Here is an 18217-nt window from a genome sequence, read left to right as displayed (position 1 = left end):
ACAAACAGATAATTTACTTATCAGGCTTTGACTATGCACTCGACCGGGCAGACCGCGACGCAATGGGAACCATCGGCCTGGTCCTCGCATTCGTTGCAGGTATCCGGGCTGATCACATAAATGTCGCCTTCGGTAATTGACGAAGTCGGACATTCCGGAAGACAGAGACCACAGGCGGTGCATTCATCGGTTATACGCATGGCCATTTCTTCTTACCTCCAAATTAAATACGACCTTAAATAATATTTAGCGGGGAATATAGACAAATTTTCGGCAATGTAAAGAGGAAATTTATACTTAGTTTCCCTTTGGCCCAATATCATTACTACGCCGTAAACGAAGCGGCGGGATACGCTTGAATACCGCCAAAACCGCTGTAATTATTGTTCATTTGAGTAACATTACTCGCCGTGTCACGGAACGACCACTCTGATTAAAGCGGAAAAAATATATTCCCGATGGCAATTCCCCACCCGAAAGAGAGCGCCCATCCCAATCCAGATGCCCTTTGCGGCCAATATGTGGCTCCGCGGAATAAACATTCTGCCCGAGTATATTGTAGACTTCGAAAATAATCTCCTGGCGGCCGGAAAGAGAAATGGGTGTTCTTATGAGATGGTTGAACGGATTGGGATAAGGTTGGCCGACCTCAAAACAAGACACCTGCGGATCGGAGTCGTCACCCAAACAATTAGGCTGCTCCTGATGAAAGTCCAGATGATAAATGAGGGGCAAGGAACTGCTGTCCGATAATTCCATGATTATAATCGCGGCAAAAGTGGAATCAACCAATACTCCATCCTTTATGGCCAGGCCGACATCTGTCCCTTCACCCCCGGCAAGGTATATTGAATCAGTTTCAAGAATAATTCTCGTGGAATCATAACTCAACTTGACGGAATAAGCCTCGCTACCGGTATTAGTCAGATGCAGGAGATAGGAATTCACTATGCCGGGAGTAAAACTTTGCTGTAATTTTGGCGGCTTTATCGACAGGGGCGGCGACTTTGCCGGGTCCAGGTAAACAAGATCGGAGCCGCATTCGATTCCTTCTTTAACAGCCGCAATTCCGACATAGCCGCTTTCCGCAATTTGGCAGACAGCATGAAGAGAGTCCAAGCCCAGGCTGTCGACCAGAATGGTTGTTGAATATGGCTCGATCGTATCGGAAATTAAAATCACTTTGAAAAAGTCAGGCATAAAACTATCATCGTAGGCAGCGGGATGGCCGTTCCCCATCCAATTCAACAGGTCGATACCTATCATATAATCATCAAAGCTCTCTTCCGCCGGCGTCTCCGGATAGGCCAGTGAGTATATAAACTGCCGTATTGTATCCGGTTCGGTGCGGAGGCCGACCAGCGGCGCGCAAGGGGTTCCGGGCAGCCACTCCAGCGAGGCCCAGACAGCAAAGTTGTCAGAAAGCACTTTTTCTACAATGGACGAGACAATTCCCCCCGGAGGGCCGATCAGGGAATCCAGAGAGACCAGTCCAGCCCAGAGATTAGCTTCCACCTTCGGGGGAACGGAGCGTTTCAGAGCCAGTCTCAGCGAGGAATGCTCATCGCCCGGCAGAGGCAAGGGGTCATGATGCGAAATGAAAGTTGAAACTGAATTGACCATCACCGGCGGGGTGAGGGTAAAATGGGTCATCACAGCATACTGCCGATCGGCTTTTGCAGGGAAAGCATCGCTCTGCGCCGCCGATTCAAGATTTCCCAAAATGACCCGGTGTAGCCCGGGGTAAAACCAGAATAATTCAAAACCACCCGCTCCGGACGCAAAAACGACCGGCGCCGCCGGCTTTTCCATCGCGACCGAAACGGTCACCGGGCCGGGCAAAAAGAGGGCAATTACTGCCGCCCAAAAATGCAATCTGAAAATTTCCATTTCCCTTATTTCAACTTATTCTTAGCCGCCCTAATCTATATTTCTGCCCGCTGAATTGCAAGTTAAAAATAAGAAAAAAAATAAAGGCGGCTTCCGGAATCGAACCGGAGAATAGAGGTTTTGCAGACCTCCGCCTTACCGCTTGGCTAAGCCGCCATAAAAAAGAGCGGGAAACGGGATTCGAACCCGCGACAGCCACCTTGGCAAGGTGGTGCTCTACCAATCTGAGCTATTCCCGCTTGTTCCGGTTAAATATATACACGAAAATCCGTTTGTCAACTTTTTTGAAATCCCATCAGTTAAATTAAATCTGGTCCCGAACCGGTTGCTGTCTCTCAATTTCCAGAACCCGGCGGTATAGCCTGGTATATTCTTCGGCCGATTTCCCCCAGGAATAATCCATCATCATCCCCTGCTTGACAATTTTATACCAAAGCCGCTTCCGGCCAAAAAACTGTATCGCCCTCCTGAGGCTCCTCAGAAGCTCATCCGCCTCATATTTCTCAAAAACAAACCCTGTCCCCTGCCGCGATTCCTCATCAAAATCCACAACGGTGTCGGCCAGACCGCCGGTTTCTCTTACAACCGGCACCGTGCCGTATTTCAGGCTGTACATCTGGTTGAGGCCGCATGGCTCATACCGCGACGGCATCAGGAAAATGTCCGCGCCCGCCTCAATCAAATGAGCCAGCGTGTTGTCGAAAGTCAGATAGGCCCTGAATTTGGAGGAATATTCCATTTCCTTTTGACTGAAGAAGCGATGATATTTATCATCCCCTGTCCCCAGCAGAATGAATTGAAGATCTTCCTTCATCACCTCATCGAATATCTCGGCGATAAGGTCAAACCCCTTCTGATTATCCAGCCGCGAGATCATTCCCAGCAGCGGCTGTTCCATCCGCAAAGGAAGTCCCGCTTTACTCAATAGCTCCAGCTTATTCTTTTTCTTGCCGGAGATATTGGAAGGGAAATATCGCGAGGAAATCAGTTTGTCTTTCTGTGGCGACCAGACATTATAATCAACCCCGTTAAGAATGCCGGTTAATGAGGTCGCCCGATCTCTTAACACTCCCTCTAAACCCATCCCAAAATCCGATGAACTCTGTATCTCACGCGCATAAGTGGGCGAAACCGTCGTAACATGGTCGGCAAATATAATCGCCGATTTCATCAGGCTAACCATTCCCCAATACTCAAACGGCCCGGCCGGACTGAAGTATATTTCATCTAGGCCGATTTTGGAGAAAGTCTCGGCCGGAAATTCCCCTTTGTAACCCATATTATGAATGGTGAATATTGTCCGGCTCTTTTCAAAAAAAGGATCGTCGCAGTAGAGAGTTTTCAGGTACGAAGGTACCAATGCCGACTGCCAGTCATTGGCGTGCAAAATTTCCGGAGACCAGTTCAAAGCCTTTAATCCTTGTAGCACCGCCCGCGAGAAAAAAATGAACCGTTCATCATTATCAGTGTAATCCTGGCCGGTCGCCGGATCGCGGTATAATTCCGGCCGGTCAAAATAAAAATCATTGGCAATAAATATTACTTCAACGCCGGCCGTGCCTTTGGCCGGCCGATAAAGCTCACCTTTTTGTTCCTTTTCACCCACACGACAGATAATTTCGCTTTCAATCTTTTCCAGATCGGGGCAGGTCGTTCTTACCTGACGGTACAAAGGAAGGAAGAGCTTTACCGAATGCCCCTGGCGGGCCAAATGTTCCGGCAGGGTGCCCGAGATATCGGCCAACCCGCCCGTTTTGACGTATGGAACTGCTTCCGGAGTAATGAAGGCAATATTCAGTCTATCCATGGGTGTCAGCCGGCGGCATGAAGACCGAATAACTTTTCCGCCTGAGAGGTATCGATTTCTTTCATAAAGGCGGCCGCATCCTCGGGACGGGTCGGATTGATATAAAAGCCCGAGCCCCATTCAAAACCGGCCATTTTGGTCAGCTTGGGGATTATTTCAAAATGCCAGTGATAGACCTCATCATACTCGGCCCCGATCGGAGCCGTATGAATTATGAAATTGAAGGGCGGGTTGTTGAGTGCAATGCGTAGGCGATTTAGAGTATCTTTGAGAGCCTCGGCAAGGTACATATAATTATCCGCCGCCAGACCGGTCCAGTGCGCCATATGCTGCTTGGGAAGAAGCCAGGTCTCAAAGGGGAAACGCGAGGCAAACGGCTCAAAAGTGATAAAATCACCATAGTCGCTGACTATCCGTTCTCGCTCCGATAGTTCCTGCCGAATGATATCGCAGAAGATGCACCGCTCCTTGAACTCATAATATTTCTCGGCGCCGCTCATCTCTTCGGAGACTCTCTTGGGCACAATCGGCGTGGCAATCAGTTGACTGTGGCTATGCTCCAGAGACGCACCGGCCGCCTCACCATGATTCTTGAATATCAGAATATATTTGAAACGACGATCCTTCTGCAAATCGAGCGATCTTTCGCGGAAAGCCCAGAGAACACTCTTTATCTCTTCCACCGAAAGATCCGCCAGATCCTTGGCATGATCGGGCGTCTCGATTATCACCTCGTGAGCGCCGATTCCATTCATCCGGTCGTAAAGCCCTTTCGGCTCACGATTCAGGGCGCCCTCAATCCTTAATGCCGGATACTTATTGGAGATTACCCGCAAAAACCACCCCGGCTTATTCGGCTGAGAGCTACTCTCCCGATACGCCAAAACCTCGGGCGGAGTGCTGGCTTCATTACCCGGGCAGAACGGACACATCTTCGGCTCCTCCTGCTTCGGGATATTACCGAAACTCGAGGGTCTTTTCCCCCTATCAGTCGAAATGATTACCCACCGCCCAATTATTGGATCTTTACGAAGTTCTGGCATTGCTGGTCCTCGTCATATCAGATGTTTGGGTCACTTTGCCCCGCCATTGTAGCTTCAGGCAAATGCCTCCTCCTGCCGTCCGAAATAGCGCCGTATTACCATATTATCGACATATCCGAAATCCACTGAACCCCTTCTCTGTCTCACTCTTTCTTTTCCGATTTCAGACGGCTTATTTCAGTCAATAAGGCGCTCAATTGCGGCGATAGTTCTTTACCCCGCCTGCCCATGGTTCGCTTTATAGTCTCTATAACTTTAGCAACCTGATAATCTATCTTGTGCCGTGAGGAATACCAGGTGAAAGAGGGAATCTCTTTGTCGGCCACCACGCCGTCGGAAACAATATTGCAAACAATGCCGATATTTATCCCGGTATTGAGAAGCGTGCCGATGGCCGTCTTGGTGAAATCTCCGATAAAGGAGCCAACTTTCATGCTGCCGGTATCAATCTCCTTCCCGTTGACCGAGACCCGAACGGCAGAATAGTTGTTCTTCAGATCAGAATTGGTGGTCATGGCGCCCAGATTAACCCATTCCCCGATATAACTGTGTCCGATAAATCCGGCATGATACTTATTGCTGTACCCCTGAATGATCGTCTCCTCCAGCTCGCCTCCCACCCTGCACACCGGCCCGATTGAGCTCCCCGCTATTCGCCCGCCGACCAATATAGAGTCCTTACCGAGATAAGCCGGCCCAATTAAATAAGTATAAGGCTCAATTCTGGCCCCGGTGCCGATAAAAATCGGTCCTTTGGAGGCATCAATAACCGAGCCCGGAAGAAGCTCGGCATCACGGGCAGCATAAATGCTCCCCGGATTAATAAAATGCACACCTGGATACAAACTGCTCGCTTTCCCGGTCGTCACTTCCAGTTCCAATTCCTTTATCCTCTCCCCGGTCTGCTTCCTTAGAGATTCAAAATCATCGGCCAGCTCTTCATCAATGGCATTTACCATCTCCCAGAGATACTGGTAAAATGGAATTTCGACATCGAGCGCTTCCGAGCGGCGCCGAATTTTGTCGGCAAAAGCCCCCAATTCACCGTTGTTCAGATCATTCTGCTCGTCCGGAGTCAAACCGCCGACCACTTTGATGGCGGCCACATTTCCGCCGGAAGTAAGAAAGGCATTCTTCCCGGCTGCATTCAGGGCGGCGGCAAAATCAGCCGAAAGTCGCAACCTGCCGTTGATAAGAATAACCTCTTCCGCTTTGTCTTCATCCACATGATTGACCGGGATGTGGGTCATCTCAGAAGTAACCGCAGCAATCTCCGGGCGGCAGAATAGAAAAGATTTATACCCCGGGAAATCATCGATGATCTTCTCATACATCGCTCGGATCCCCGGACGAAGAAAATAAACCGGTCGCAAATAAGTCAAAGGATAAAAGCAATCAAATCTGTCGTCTTCGAAAATAATCAACCATTTGCTCATAATCACCTGCCCATTAGTATCAAATTATCCTCAGCGTCGGCCGATCGTCTCGAGGAATGAAAATTTCCTGGAAGTGAGGTAAATAAGTAACGGCAGTCCCAGAACATAACAGGCCACAATCTGACCGATTCCTATCATTTGAACCACAAAGAAGTATGGCATGGCGGTTATCTGTGACAGATAAATGGCCACCCCGAAAGCGTTAATTAACACCGGTGGAAGAGGCGCCAGTATCATGGCCAGTTCTTTTGTCTTGAGTTTGGATGTCAGATAAGTCATATAACCGGCTATCAGTGTGAATAGAGAACCAAAAAGTATATCCTGAATACCATTTCCGCCAAAAATATTGGCCACCCCGCACCCCACAAATAGGCCAATAGGAGCGCTGGGAATAAGAAACGGCAAAACTGTCAGCACTTCAGAAACTCTGACCTGATAGACTCCAAAGCTTATCGGGGCCAATAACATTGCCACTGCGGCATAAAGCGCTGCAATTATGCCGGCGTAGGCAATACCACGCACATCCCACCTGCTCATAAGGGATTAAGAAACCTCTGCCGGCCATTTTGTCAACTAAAATCTGGCCGCGCTATAATGCGTGGACTGCTAAGACATTGCCCGAATAAATTCCACACATATGGGATTTTCCCCATAATCCGCTGCCTTTACGGACATGGATATTTCAGCATAACCAGCTACCATTTAACCGCTTACCGTATAGCAGATTTCCGGCATTTCCTTTGCGCAATCTCCCTTACAAAGAACGAAAATAATAACTTTTCGGGGGAGGTATGGAAGATAATATCGCCATTGTTATGCGGCGGCGTAAAATAACTCGCTCAACCGAGTCAATAATCTTGGGCTACTGCCTGAAAATCCTTCTGGGGATTATCGCCGTCATAGCGTTCCTGACAATGATTCAATGCACGGTCAAAAAACCGGAAGCGCCCACATGGTCAACCAATCTGACTCTGCCGCTCATCAATAAGACCTACCTGATGCCGGAGATTATCAGAAAAATCGACCAGCCCGGCCTTTCGCTCGATTCTAATGGAGATGTAATATTTTCATTCCGCAAAGAGCTCGATACGCTGCGCGTCTCGGAAAATCTGAACAGTTCTGATATCCATCAGGTTGCCGCAGAAAATCTGGGCGAAATTAATATCAATCCCGGGAATCCAACGCCTATCACGGTTAATCTGAGTGATTATGCTTCTTTGATATTGGACGAAGTCCCCCCGGGGTCGTTTGACATTCAAAGAGATTATCCGCCGATCGACAAATTCAATTGGGCCGCTATCTCATCCGGCTCGCTGGCCATTGTCATCAACAATGATTTTGGTGTCGACTTGGACACCGTCATCGTGCAGTTAGTCGACCTGGTTTATTCGCGGACTTTGGCGACCGAACTCATTACACCCCCCGGAATACCGAATGGAGGCAGTGACACAGTCCTTGCCGACCTCTCGGGACAAACCGTTTCCAATACCCTTCGCCTCTATATCCATTGCCACACGCCCGGCGGGACCATGTTATCTCTGGCCGACAAATCACTGACGGCCGGCCTTGACTGCGGCGCCGGGTTGACCGTTTCCGCCGCGCAGGCCGAAATCCCACGCATCGTAAAAGACTTTTCCCAGGCCGTGCCGCTTTCGGAATCCAACACCATTCTCTCGGCAGAATTGGCTTCCGGCAATCTCAATCTGCAGATTTATAACAACACCGGCTTGACCAGTCTCATTCAGATAGATGTTCCCGATTTCCTGCTGGACGGCGCCCCCTATTCGACCACCTGCACCATCGCGCCTTACAGTACTCAGAATGTCAGCCGTGATCTGGCCGGTCATCTCTTCGAGCCGTACGATCAAATCCGGCCGCAGCAGATCAGTATCGAAGTCTCTGCCGTGATAGATTCCTCGGCTCCCGCAATGGTCACAGTCGATCAGAGTGATTCCATTCTGGTTTCCGCCGATATAACCAATCTCACCTTCGCCTCCCTGACCGGCATTATCGATTCGACCGAAGCGGCCTATAATGGCTTGAATCTGAACATCGACCTTCCCAAAGGTTTCGATTCGCTGCAGCTGGTCAATGCCTCACTCATCCTGGAAATTGAAAATAGCATAAATTTCCCCGGCACATTGAATATCGGAGTTAATGGAAACAGCGGACAGATTCTCAATCTCTCCGGGGCTATTCAGGCCGGCGGACCGGATTTCCCGGTCGTTTCCTATATAGTCGATTCCAATGTTGCCTCTTTCCTCAACCCGGTGCCAACCGCCATCACCGTTAACGGTACCGCCCTCTTCGGAGATGGTCATACGGTGGGCACTGTCACTCATGATGATTATATCGTGTCGCGCCTCGAAATAAGTTCGCCGCTCGAGGCCATCATAGGGCAAACCACCTTCCGGGGCGACATTGATTCTCGCGATATCGACCAGAATAATATTGATCTGATTACCGAACATATTCTTCAGGCGCAATTCCTCTCGTCGATAGTCAATCATCTTCCGCTTGGTGTCTCTGTGGAAATCTATCTGAGTGGCGATTCTGCATCGGTCTTTACCAATCCGGAATTGGTTCTCGGACCGATCGAGGTCAGGCCCGGCGTCACCGGTGCGGGCAACATCGTTGTCACCCCGACCGAAAGCCAGAATATCATCGCTCTTGACAGCCTCGATATAAAGATTCTGGAACACCCCATTCTGTACTCCGGGCAATTGATCACTCTGGCCGGAAGCGACGGCCGGACGGTCAAGATTTCCGGCGCCGACTATGTCACCGCCGGCGGGGTGCTGCAGATCGAGTACCGTTTCGACGGTGAAAAGTAATTACGAAACACTCAGTTCAAATGAAGGAAATATGAAAAAGATAACTATTATGCTGCTCATATTGCTGGCTTTGATGCCTGCTGCCGCTTTTCCGATCGGACTCTCGTCGGCGAGGGCGATGGCCATGGGCGGAGCTTATATCGGGTTGGCGAAAGGCGTCTACGCCCCTCTTTATAATCCGGCCAATATCGGCCTGTCCGGCTATCGGCAGGCCGGTCTCGAACTGGCCGGAATCGGCGCCGAAATTTCCAACAATAGTTTCACCCTTTCCGATTATAACAGCTATACCGGCGCCATTCTAACCGAAAATGATAAATCTACAATCCTAGGAAAGATACCAGCCGAAGGGCTAAAAATAACGGCAGATATTGAAGCCAGCGTCATGTCGTTATCGGTGGGATCGTTTGTGCTATCCCTCAACGGCAATGCCGCTACGGAAGTCAATCTGGGCAAAGATGCGCTTGAGTTGTTTCTGGAAGGGAATGGCCTCGCCGATACGTTCTCTCTCGACGGTATGTATAGTGAGGCAATTGCCTTTGCCTCGGCCGGTCTTTCTTACGGAACCACCCTCATGCGGCTGGGCAGCCATGAACTGGCGGTCGGCGGCACCTTCCGATATATCCGCGGTTTCGGATATGAAAAGGTCATCGAACTGCGCGGCGGCGTGGTCACCCTGGCTTCCGGCTTCAATGGCGAGGGAACCATGATCGCCCGCACCGCCACCGGCGGAACCGGATATTCAACCGATATCGGCGCCGCCCTGAAACTCTCCAACAGCTACACCGCCGGAATTGCTTTAAGAAATTTCCTCAGCCATATGACCTGGAATAAGAATACTGAGGAACATGGTTACCACTTCAGCTTTGATTCTCTTACCCTGGCCACCATGAATGATTCCATTGTTGTGTCGGATGAATACTCACGAGACATTCCCGGCTTCGAATCAACTCTTCCGACGGTCATGAGAGTGGGGCTGGCGCACACTGCCGGCAAGCTCCTCTGGGCCGTTGATTGGGAGCAGGGTTTCCGCCTGGCTGCCGGCGCCACCTCCAAACCCCGCATCTCAGCGGGCGCCGAATATCGACTCCTGCATTTCCTGCCGCTTCGCGGCGGCTATTCGCTGGGCGGCGGCAAAGGATCGGTTCTTTCCGGCGGATTGGGGTTTGATCTGGCCTTCTATTATCTCGACCTGGCCGTATCCAACCACAGCGGCTTTAATTTCAACGAGAGCAAAGGGCTCCATCTGGCTCTCTCAACCGGTCTTGAATTCTAGTGCAGGAGTCAATTGTGATGAAAACTCTTAGCAGGAATATACATAGAACAGCCGTAATTTCGTTTCTCGGCATGTTCGTCTGGCTTGGCAGTCTTGCTTTCGCCATGCCGCCCAACCCGGAACGATACAACGAGGAAACAAAGAAGGGCTCTCCACTTCCCTATTATCTGGAAAACAGGATGAAATTAATGGAACAGGGAATTGATTCTCCGCGGAAGGTGGCATCACCAATCGCCCAATCTGCAAAAGGCACATTCAATGCCCTGGCCATTCTCCTAAAATTCGCCGACAAGAACAGCTCGGTGGAGGCATCCGCGTTCGATACATTGATATTCATTGACCGCCAAAGTACGGTACGCAACTATTATAAGGAGATTTCCTACGGTCAACTCGATATCGTTACCGTTAATCTCCCTTCTACAATCGGCTGGACAAGTGCGCCACAGACCTATGCCTATTACTGCAACGGGCAAAACGGCATGGGCGCCTATCCACAGAATTCTCAGAAACTCTGTGAGGATATCGTCGATCTGGTTAATCCGCTGGTTGATTTTTCCAATTACGACAATGATTTGGACGGTTTTGTCGACGCCCTCATATTGGTCCATACCGGACCCGGCGCTGAAGTAACCTGGAGCGATAACGACATCTGGTCCCATAAGTGGGGTATCGTCCCACGGTCGAAAGACGGCGTCTATATAAATGAATATTGCATTCAACCCGAATACTGGTATACCCCCGGTGACATAACCTGCGGCGTCTTCTGCCATGAACTGGGACACATCCTCGGACTCCCCGACCTGTATGATACCGATACCCCACGCGATTCATACGGAATCGGAAAGTGGTCGCTGATGGCCTACGGCAGCTGGAATGGTCCGACTGGCCGAGGGGATTACCCCGCCCACCCCGACGCCTGGTCGCGTATCCGGTTCGGGTTCGCCAGTGCCACCAACGTCGTCGCCAATATCAACAACGCTTTCATCCCTGGCGTGGAAGGAGGCGGCGATATATATCGGCTCTGGTCCGGCGGCAGTCTGGCCGATGAATACTTCCTCATTGAGAATCGGCAAAAGACCGGATACGACAGTTATCTTCCCTCATCAGGGCTCCTTATATGGCATATCGATGAAACCAGGCCCGGCAATGATAAACAATGGTATCCCGGTTATGAGGCCAATGGTCACTATCGGGTGGCACTGGAGCAGTCTGACGGACTGTTTGAAATGGAAAAAAACAGCTCATCAGGAAATGCCGGCGATCCTTTCCCGGGCAGCGGCGCTCACACATCCTTTTCTTCCACTACTCTGCCCAGCACCAACTCTTATGCGGGTGCTAATAGCATTGTAGCCGTAAGCGACATTTCTCCCTCAGCCGCACTTATGACCGCTAGCCTGCAAGTCTCTTTGGCCAGTGCCGTCGATGATGAAAGGACCGATTTGCTCCCTGAGCGGACCGTCCTGAGACAAAACCATCCCAATCCCTTTAATCCCTCTACCCGAATCAGGTTTGACCTGGCCCGGGGAACAGAGGTCACTATGACCATTTTCAATATTCTGGGAAATCCAATTCGCGAGCTTCTCAAAGGGCGATATCCCGCAGGATCGACGGAAATAACCTGGGATGGAACCGATGAGGCCGGGCGGCCGGTTCCCTCCGGCATCTATTTCTATGAATTGGTGACCGAAGTAGGTAGAGAGACCAGAAAAATGACTTTGATTAAATGACGACCGAAGAATATTTCGGTCCGGCCGGGGAAAATGCCGCCACCTCCCCCTCGGCGCTTCCCCGGCAAATAGAAAGCCTCGGTCGCTTGACCGGGGCTTTTGAAGTTAGACTACTCGGGATACAATGTTCCGACATCAATTTTATTGACCTCGGCCGGGCCAGTCCGCTTATCCCGTTTGTGCTGCATATGGCAGTGTTTGCACCGTTTCGGTTCTTCCGTGTAACCTTTTTCAGCGAAATACTCCTGCGCATTAATCGTGAATACGAACTCCTGTCCGCATTCAACACAAATCAGGATTTTCGGTTCCAAACCGGAATCCATCTTTCCCCCTCTCCTTTTAATCAGTTAACTTCCTTGTTATCCTCCAAACTTTATGGGATCGAAAGTCAGGATGTAACTAGCTTGGCTTTTGTATAACAGAATAAAAATATTTAGTCAAGCGAAAATTTTACCATCCGGTCTATTTTTTAAAACGGATTGCAGGGGGAATTGGCCCCCCCCTGATACAGGTAACGAATAATGGCCGTAGCATCCATTATATTCACCAACCCATCACAAGTCATATCACCCGCTGAGATAGCGGGCATGGGAGCTGGTCCCCCCTTATATAAGTAATTTATCAGATAAGTAATGTCCTGGACGCCCATATTACCGCTAAAATTGGCGTCGCCGCGCTGCAGAATTATCCGGAATGGCGCTGTCGTGGAACTCATGACGGCAGGGTCTCCCTGCGACTGCACGGCCAGATTGATTCGGTTGCGAGTCGCCAGAGGCGTCCCGACCGGCACCGTAAAATCGAAAACAGCGATAGCGGTCTGCCCCCCCGCCAGAGCAAAAGAGGTGTCAAAGGGTGGCACCAGCCAGCCAAGACTGTCAGTAATTGTCGTGTTAAGCGTGTCATAAAAGGTACTATTATTCGTGACAGAATAAATCATTGTCCGGCTCCTGCCGGAATAACCCAGCGTGTCGCCCGGCAGGTTGCCGGATACGGAATAACCCGGCATAATCTCCGCCGCATAGGCAAAAGAGCCGGCCGCCGAATACTGGCTGGTGTTGATCGCCACCAGAGCCACCGAATTGTAATTCCGAAAACTACTGATAATGGTTTGCGCCGTCCAGCCCGAACTATTCACGACCAATTTTTCAATGATATGGCTATTGATGGCCGAAGACTTGATAATATAGACCGCCCATTCGCGGCTGTCATTCCCGTCGAAAGTAATCCTCAATCCTCCCTGGCTGGAACCGGGCGTGAATCGGATATAGGCCGCCCCATACCCCTGAGGTGAAACCGAACAAGTATGAGTTCCCACCGGATAGGAGGAGATGCTCTCGGCCATGGTTATCAGTGGATAATTGGCCGCGTCGCCGTAATGAAGATAATCATTTCTGCCGCCGGTGATATAATTCCAGGTATTGAATTCCGCCAGCGCGCTATCAAAATTATATCCATAAAGCTGAAGACTGTCATTGGTAGCGTTATAGGCCGAAAGGTAGATGCACCCCTCCCAAATCCTCCTGATGGCATCCTCCGTGAACTTCGCCTCCAGAAATTTATCCCAAATAAAGCTGGAATAGGCGTGGAAGCCATTATCGGTCAGGGCGGTCTGTGGAGATGTAAAGAATTCTCCCAAATAGTTGTAGTTGTCGTTCACCGGATCAAAAACCACATCCTCCATCCAGGTCGAACCGGCTTCCATCCACCAAAGCTCTTCGTTATAATCATAGGCATACTGGACGGCATGAAAATATTCATGGGCCGCCGTTACCTTGGCCGCCCCCCACTGCTTCCCATCCGGATCATCATTGGGCGGAAAACCGATAAAATTCCGGTGTAGCGAAATATAGCTCATGGCGTCATCCCAGGGATTGGGGCCATTGCCGTCCCAGGCGGTATATCCGTAGTACTGCATCTCTTCAAAATAGATATCATATTTGCTGTCACCGCCCGCGGAACCGTCCAGTGGTGATGCCGCATACCCCAGAAGATCCACCATGGTGTGCCGGCTGGAATCGCAGTAGAGTGCGACTTTTTCGATATAGTCCGAAATACCGTTACTGTTATTGTCAGTCAATTGAACTGCATTGGTACCGCTCTTATTATAGTGCAGTTTGAAAAATCCGCCGGGTGAATCATAAGTAAAGTTTCCTCCGGGGCGGGCCAGGTATTGCGCCACCGACGCCTGTCCGGATGGCGACAGTTGCGGAAGACTCTGTTGGGCCTCGCGGAAAATGCCGGTGGCCGATTTCCCCTTGGTCGCCTCAGCCGCGGTCAGAGAACTCATATATTTTAGAGGAAGTTTATTATAATCCCTCACCGACATCAACTGATAGATTATTTTCGATTCATAGTCGATAAGACCGGTTTTATAATCATCTTCAATTAGATTGGCTGTCGTCTTGCCGGAAAAATTCTCGGCCGCGGCAAACGGCGAAATGGCGGCAAAGGACATCAATATCAAACAAAGAACAAAAGCAGAACTAATCCTCCGATGCATCTTGGGCTCCTATAGCTTATGGACTGTAGACGCAGGGCTGGGGGCCGCCTTTATAAAGAAATTTTATCAGATATGTTAAATCAAGGATATTGACAACTCCATTGCAGTCGGCGTCAGCCATCAATTGGTCATATTTGGGGGGCGGACCCGATTTGTATAGGAAATTCACAACATAAGTAATGTCCTGAATATTGACTTCACCCGTTCCGTTGGCATCCCCCGGCGGATAAATAACGGTCTTGAACGAGAACTGATTGTCATCCAGCCATGGAGTGACCACACAGGGTATAAAGACAATGGAGTCATAGCGAATAAAGTTATATAGGCCGCAGTTGGTTTTTCCCAGTTCGTCAACCGGGCAATTGCCGAACACGGTTATCTGCCCGTTCAAAAACGTGATGTAAGAGAAACCCCAGACAACGGAATTGGAACCGTCAAAGTCGATCCTTAAAAGGCCGTTGGTTGTCGGACTCGGGTAGGTAACCAGATAAGCTGAAGCCAGCCCATCGGGAGGTTTATTGGCCGTAACCGGAGAAAATGGACAGGCTGGAATAACACGATCCAGCGGCATTTCCGGAAAGTACATACCGCTGTCGTAACCGATCGAATTGCTTCTGGCGCCGGTGAAATAATTCCAGACCGTGAACTCGGGGAAAACCGTGCTGAGCCGCTTTCCTACTTTCGATAAAGCGGTATCAATTGAAGGCAAGGAAGTGTAAAAACGGCACGATTCCCAGATAGAACGAATGAAATTTATCCCGAATTTCTCGGCCAGAAAACCGGGCCACACAAAGGTTCCATAGGGATGATATCCGTTGGAAGTAAGAAAAGTATCGGGATAGTCGAAGAAATACGAAAGATAATTATAATTATCATTGACTTCGGGATATACTACTTCTTCAGAATAGGTGGCGGCGCTTTCCATCCACCAGACATCCTCCATCCCCCCCCCGGTATAGGCAAACTCAACCGCATGATAGTATTCATGGGTACAGGTGACCTTTTGATCGCCTATGACTTGCCCCTCGGGATCATCGTTGGGAGGAAATTGTGCGGTATCAAAGGTGCAATGAATCTGAATATAAGAATAAAAATCATTCCAGGAGGAGTCCCCCGGAGATTCTCGCACAGTGACACCATAAGCGCCGATTTTGAGAAGAAAAATGTCATAATACTGGTCGCCGTCGGAGGGATGCGGCAGGTATCCCAGATTCTGATGGTAGTGCCTGTAGCTGCTGTCGGCATAGATTCCGATTCTTTCCACATAATCCGGGACCTGGTTCATGTCCAGGTCCTCATTGGGGACGGATTCATAACCGACCAGGTCGTAATGAATCTTGAAATACCCCTCGGGAGAAATGTAAACGGAATCTTGGGTCGGTCGAGCCATATATTTAGCGGCCAGAGACTGCTGCTGGGGAGTCATAAGCCCCCAATTATCCTGAGCCTCTCTTACAAAAGGTGTGCCGCAACGTACCAGGTCGTTCCCGGCGCCCTTATAAATAACCGGTAGCTCGCGAGGGGCCAGAATAGCCTGCAAGTCTCGAAATATCTTTTCCCCGCGATTGATCTTACCCTCGGTAAAAGCCCTTTCGATCAGCGATATCGAGCCGCCGCTTTTATAACCGCTATAACCGCTGGAATTTGCGGCCACGGCAAAATGGCAAACTACTCCCATCCAGAGCAGGTTGATCCCGGCGATTTTGAAGAAATTCACATTCATTTTGTATTCAATTTCCCAATTTTATGACCATTATGAGGTAAACAGCGGTTTCGGGCAAGAAATTCTTCTACAATAATTTACAAATAAATCCAATTTTGTCAAGCTTTATAATTCCCGTAAGCACTTAAAAAGTAATGAATTATGCAAAATCTGCTCATTTTAAGTACTGACCGATGGCAAATGATAACTGCCATCTCCTCAACTTGCCCGCATAAGCCAAATCAATCCTCATTAACTCCGCATTTGAGACCTTTTCCATTCCCAATCGCAGGCCCGCGCCGACTGACCAGAGCATATCATTCAGCCTGAAATCCTCTCCCCGGCGACAGCTCTGTCCCAAATCAAGAAACTGGACCGCACCAAAATCGACCGTAAGAAGGGAAAGTCTTGTAAAAAACCGGTTTTCCAGGTTGATCCGAAGCAATTTGTCGCCGCCGTCAAAATTCTTTGGATACCCTCGCAGTCCATTGTTTTCACCTAGAAAAAGGCCGGTAGTTCGATCCGCCCTGAAATCCTCGGCATAAAGAACGAACAGGACCGGCGTCACCCAGCTATATTTGTTATTATAATATTTTATCGAAAGTATCTGCTGTTTCCTGAAGTCCAGATTCCCCAGATACCAATATTTCCGTAAAAAGCTGAAAAAGAGAAAATTGGCGCCCTGCCGGGCGGAGTGATTATAGGTCGATGCCAGCGTATTGTACAACCTGCGCCCGCGATCCGTATCAAAGGCCCATCCCACGGCCAGGGACGCGCTTTTCACCAATGGCAGGTCTTCATTCCGGGCAAAGCCGTTTATTCGTTTCGTCCTGAAATACTTTATATGGGATAGGCTCATTTGCGGGGTGACGCGAGAATAGGAACTGTCGGAGGGAAAACTGACTCCCTTTCCCACTCTTTCGGATATGACGACATTCTTATAAACATATTCAATTCCTGTCCTGATTTTACTGTTATACGTTCCCGACTGCAAAAGCGCGGTGAAATCAAACTCCTCTCCGGCGGTTTTGTTGGCAGCAACCTTCTGCCCACCGATATAGTATTCATCACGGCGGTCGATGCTGGTATAGCCGATGCCGTAGCTCATCCGGGCATTGAGAGAATAAAGCGGCCTATCCAGCGTGAAACTCTTAAGGCCAACCTCGGGATTATCGTTGTAATATATGCCAAAAATATATCGGCTGCCGAAAAGACGGCGCTCTGTATAGGAAAACTCCACATAGTCATCCTCAAATTCGCGGATACGAAGATTAAATGACAGGTACTGCCCATAGCCGAACAGGTTTTGCTCCTCAATCCCGAACTCATACGAAATCTGCCCCGCAACGCGGCTCATCGACGGCCCTCCCGAAAGAGTCCAGCGATCAAAAGTAGTCACCTTCATTATGCTCAGGCTGTCGCCGCTACGGTAAAGTGCAACCTGGGCATCCCATAAAAAGGGCAGTGTGCGAAGGTTGCGCTCCGTCTCGTAGGCCAGATCCTCGGAAAATCTATCTCCTTTCTTCTGAAGCAATTCCCTTTCTATGACAGATTTCCTGGTTCGCATGTGAAGCTTATTGGCCAGCCGAAAAAGCCAGTAATCGTAGCGGGATGAATCGGTATTGAATATATTGCGGTTATCGATAACGACCGAGTCAATCCGGAGCATGGAGGAATCGATCGTGGCCCCCTCCGTTGATACTCCCGATGCAACAATAATTACTAATATCGTCAGGCAAATGAAGTGAGAAAAAACAGAACAAAAAATCCGAAATGCATCCCTGTAAAACTCTCGTGTCATTCAACATCAAATATAATCAATTCTATGCGGCAACCATAGGAAATGAAGAAGCGGAAGCGCTGTGGGTAATGTCAATATTAGTGTGGAAATTGGTATATCCTTTTTTTCATTTATTTAGGCTGCTTTTTGTATCATGTTTTTGATGGTTTTTATTATTTCATTGTTTCTGTGCCATTTATGATTGAAATAGTTGAATAAAGCATA

The 18217-nt window shown here is 49.4% G+C and carries 13 protein-coding genes and 2 tRNA genes; 3 read left to right on the top strand and 12 right to left on the bottom strand.

Going from position 1 to position 18217, the window contains the following annotated elements; genetic code table 11:
- Positions 1-20: 20 nt before the first annotated feature.
- The 8 genes from NT002_07580 to NT002_07545 all read right to left on the bottom strand — a co-directional run bounded on the left by NT002_07580 (position 21) and on the right by NT002_07545 (position 6713).
- The gene (locus NT002_07580; protein ID MCX6829130.1) at positions 21-206 is read right to left on the bottom strand and encodes a 4Fe-4S binding protein; all 186 of its coding nucleotides are present in this window, start codon (positions 204-206) and stop codon (positions 21-23) included.
- A 181-nt stretch (positions 207-387) separates the two neighbouring features.
- Positions 388-1890, bottom strand: coding sequence for a T9SS type A sorting domain-containing protein (locus NT002_07575; GenBank protein MCX6829129.1), 1503 nt, complete (start codon positions 1888-1890; stop codon positions 388-390).
- Between the two features lie 84 nt (positions 1891-1974).
- Positions 1975-2046 (bottom strand) — tRNA-Cys (locus tag NT002_07570).
- A 9-nt stretch (positions 2047-2055) separates the two neighbouring features.
- Positions 2056-2129 (bottom strand) — tRNA-Gly (locus NT002_07565).
- 65 nt (positions 2130-2194) lie between these two features.
- The gene (gene glgA, locus NT002_07560) at positions 2195-3697 is read right to left on the bottom strand and encodes a glycogen synthase GlgA (protein ID MCX6829128.1); all 1503 of its coding nucleotides are present in this window, start codon (positions 3695-3697) and stop codon (positions 2195-2197) included.
- Positions 3698-3702: 5 nt separating this feature from the next.
- Complete coding sequence (gene galT, locus NT002_07555) at positions 3703-4740, bottom strand: galactose-1-phosphate uridylyltransferase (protein MCX6829127.1); 1038 nt, start codon at positions 4738-4740, stop codon at positions 3703-3705.
- A 143-nt stretch (positions 4741-4883) separates the two neighbouring features.
- The gene (locus NT002_07550) at positions 4884-6176 is read right to left on the bottom strand and encodes a putative sugar nucleotidyl transferase (protein ID MCX6829126.1); all 1293 of its coding nucleotides are present in this window, start codon (positions 6174-6176) and stop codon (positions 4884-4886) included.
- A gap of 30 nt (positions 6177-6206) precedes the next feature.
- The gene (locus NT002_07545; GenBank protein ID MCX6829125.1) at positions 6207-6713 is read right to left on the bottom strand and encodes a QueT transporter family protein; all 507 of its coding nucleotides are present in this window, start codon (positions 6711-6713) and stop codon (positions 6207-6209) included.
- Between the two features lie 254 nt (positions 6714-6967).
- Between NT002_07545 and NT002_07540 the strand changes: the two genes are divergently transcribed.
- Genes NT002_07540 through NT002_07530 form a run of 3 tightly spaced genes read left to right on the top strand, consistent with a single transcriptional unit; the run spans position 6968 to position 12010 of the window.
- Entirely contained in the window at positions 6968-9010 is a 2043-nt protein-coding gene (locus NT002_07540; GenBank protein ID MCX6829124.1) for a hypothetical protein, read from the top strand.
- Positions 9011-9041: 31 nt separating this feature from the next.
- A complete protein-coding gene (locus NT002_07535) occupies positions 9042-10283 on the top strand; it encodes a hypothetical protein (protein ID MCX6829123.1) in 1242 nt (413 codons plus the stop codon).
- 17 nt (positions 10284-10300) lie between these two features.
- Positions 10301-12010 (top strand): M6 family metalloprotease domain-containing protein, encoded by a 1710-nt coding sequence (locus tag NT002_07530; protein ID MCX6829122.1) that lies wholly within the window; start codon positions 10301-10303, stop codon positions 12008-12010.
- A gap of 110 nt (positions 12011-12120) precedes the next feature.
- Here NT002_07530 and NT002_07525 read toward each other — a convergent pair whose 3' ends face one another.
- The 4 genes from NT002_07525 to NT002_07510 form a co-directional block, all read right to left on the bottom strand.
- Positions 12121-12333 carry a zinc-ribbon domain containing protein gene (locus NT002_07525; protein ID MCX6829121.1) on the bottom strand — a complete coding sequence of 71 codons (213 nt, stop codon included), beginning with the start codon at positions 12331-12333 and terminating at the stop codon, positions 12121-12123.
- 146 nt (positions 12334-12479) lie between these two features.
- Positions 12480-14510: a dockerin type I repeat-containing protein gene (locus NT002_07520; protein MCX6829120.1), complete on the bottom strand. Its 2031-nt coding sequence runs from the start codon at positions 14508-14510 to the stop codon at positions 12480-12482.
- Positions 14511-14526: 16 nt separating this feature from the next.
- A complete protein-coding gene (locus NT002_07515) occupies positions 14527-16233 on the bottom strand; it encodes a dockerin type I repeat-containing protein (protein MCX6829119.1) in 1707 nt (568 codons plus the stop codon).
- 154 nt (positions 16234-16387) lie between these two features.
- Positions 16388-17881, bottom strand: coding sequence for a hypothetical protein (locus NT002_07510; GenBank protein ID MCX6829118.1), 1494 nt, complete (start codon positions 17879-17881; stop codon positions 16388-16390).
- Positions 17882-18217 lie beyond the last annotated feature (336 nt).

The organism is Candidatus Zixiibacteriota bacterium (assembly GCA_026397505.1).
GTDB lineage: Bacteria > Zixibacteria > MSB-5A5 > GN15 > PGXB01 > JAPLUR01.
This window is presented reverse-complemented; position numbering and strand designations above follow the sequence as displayed.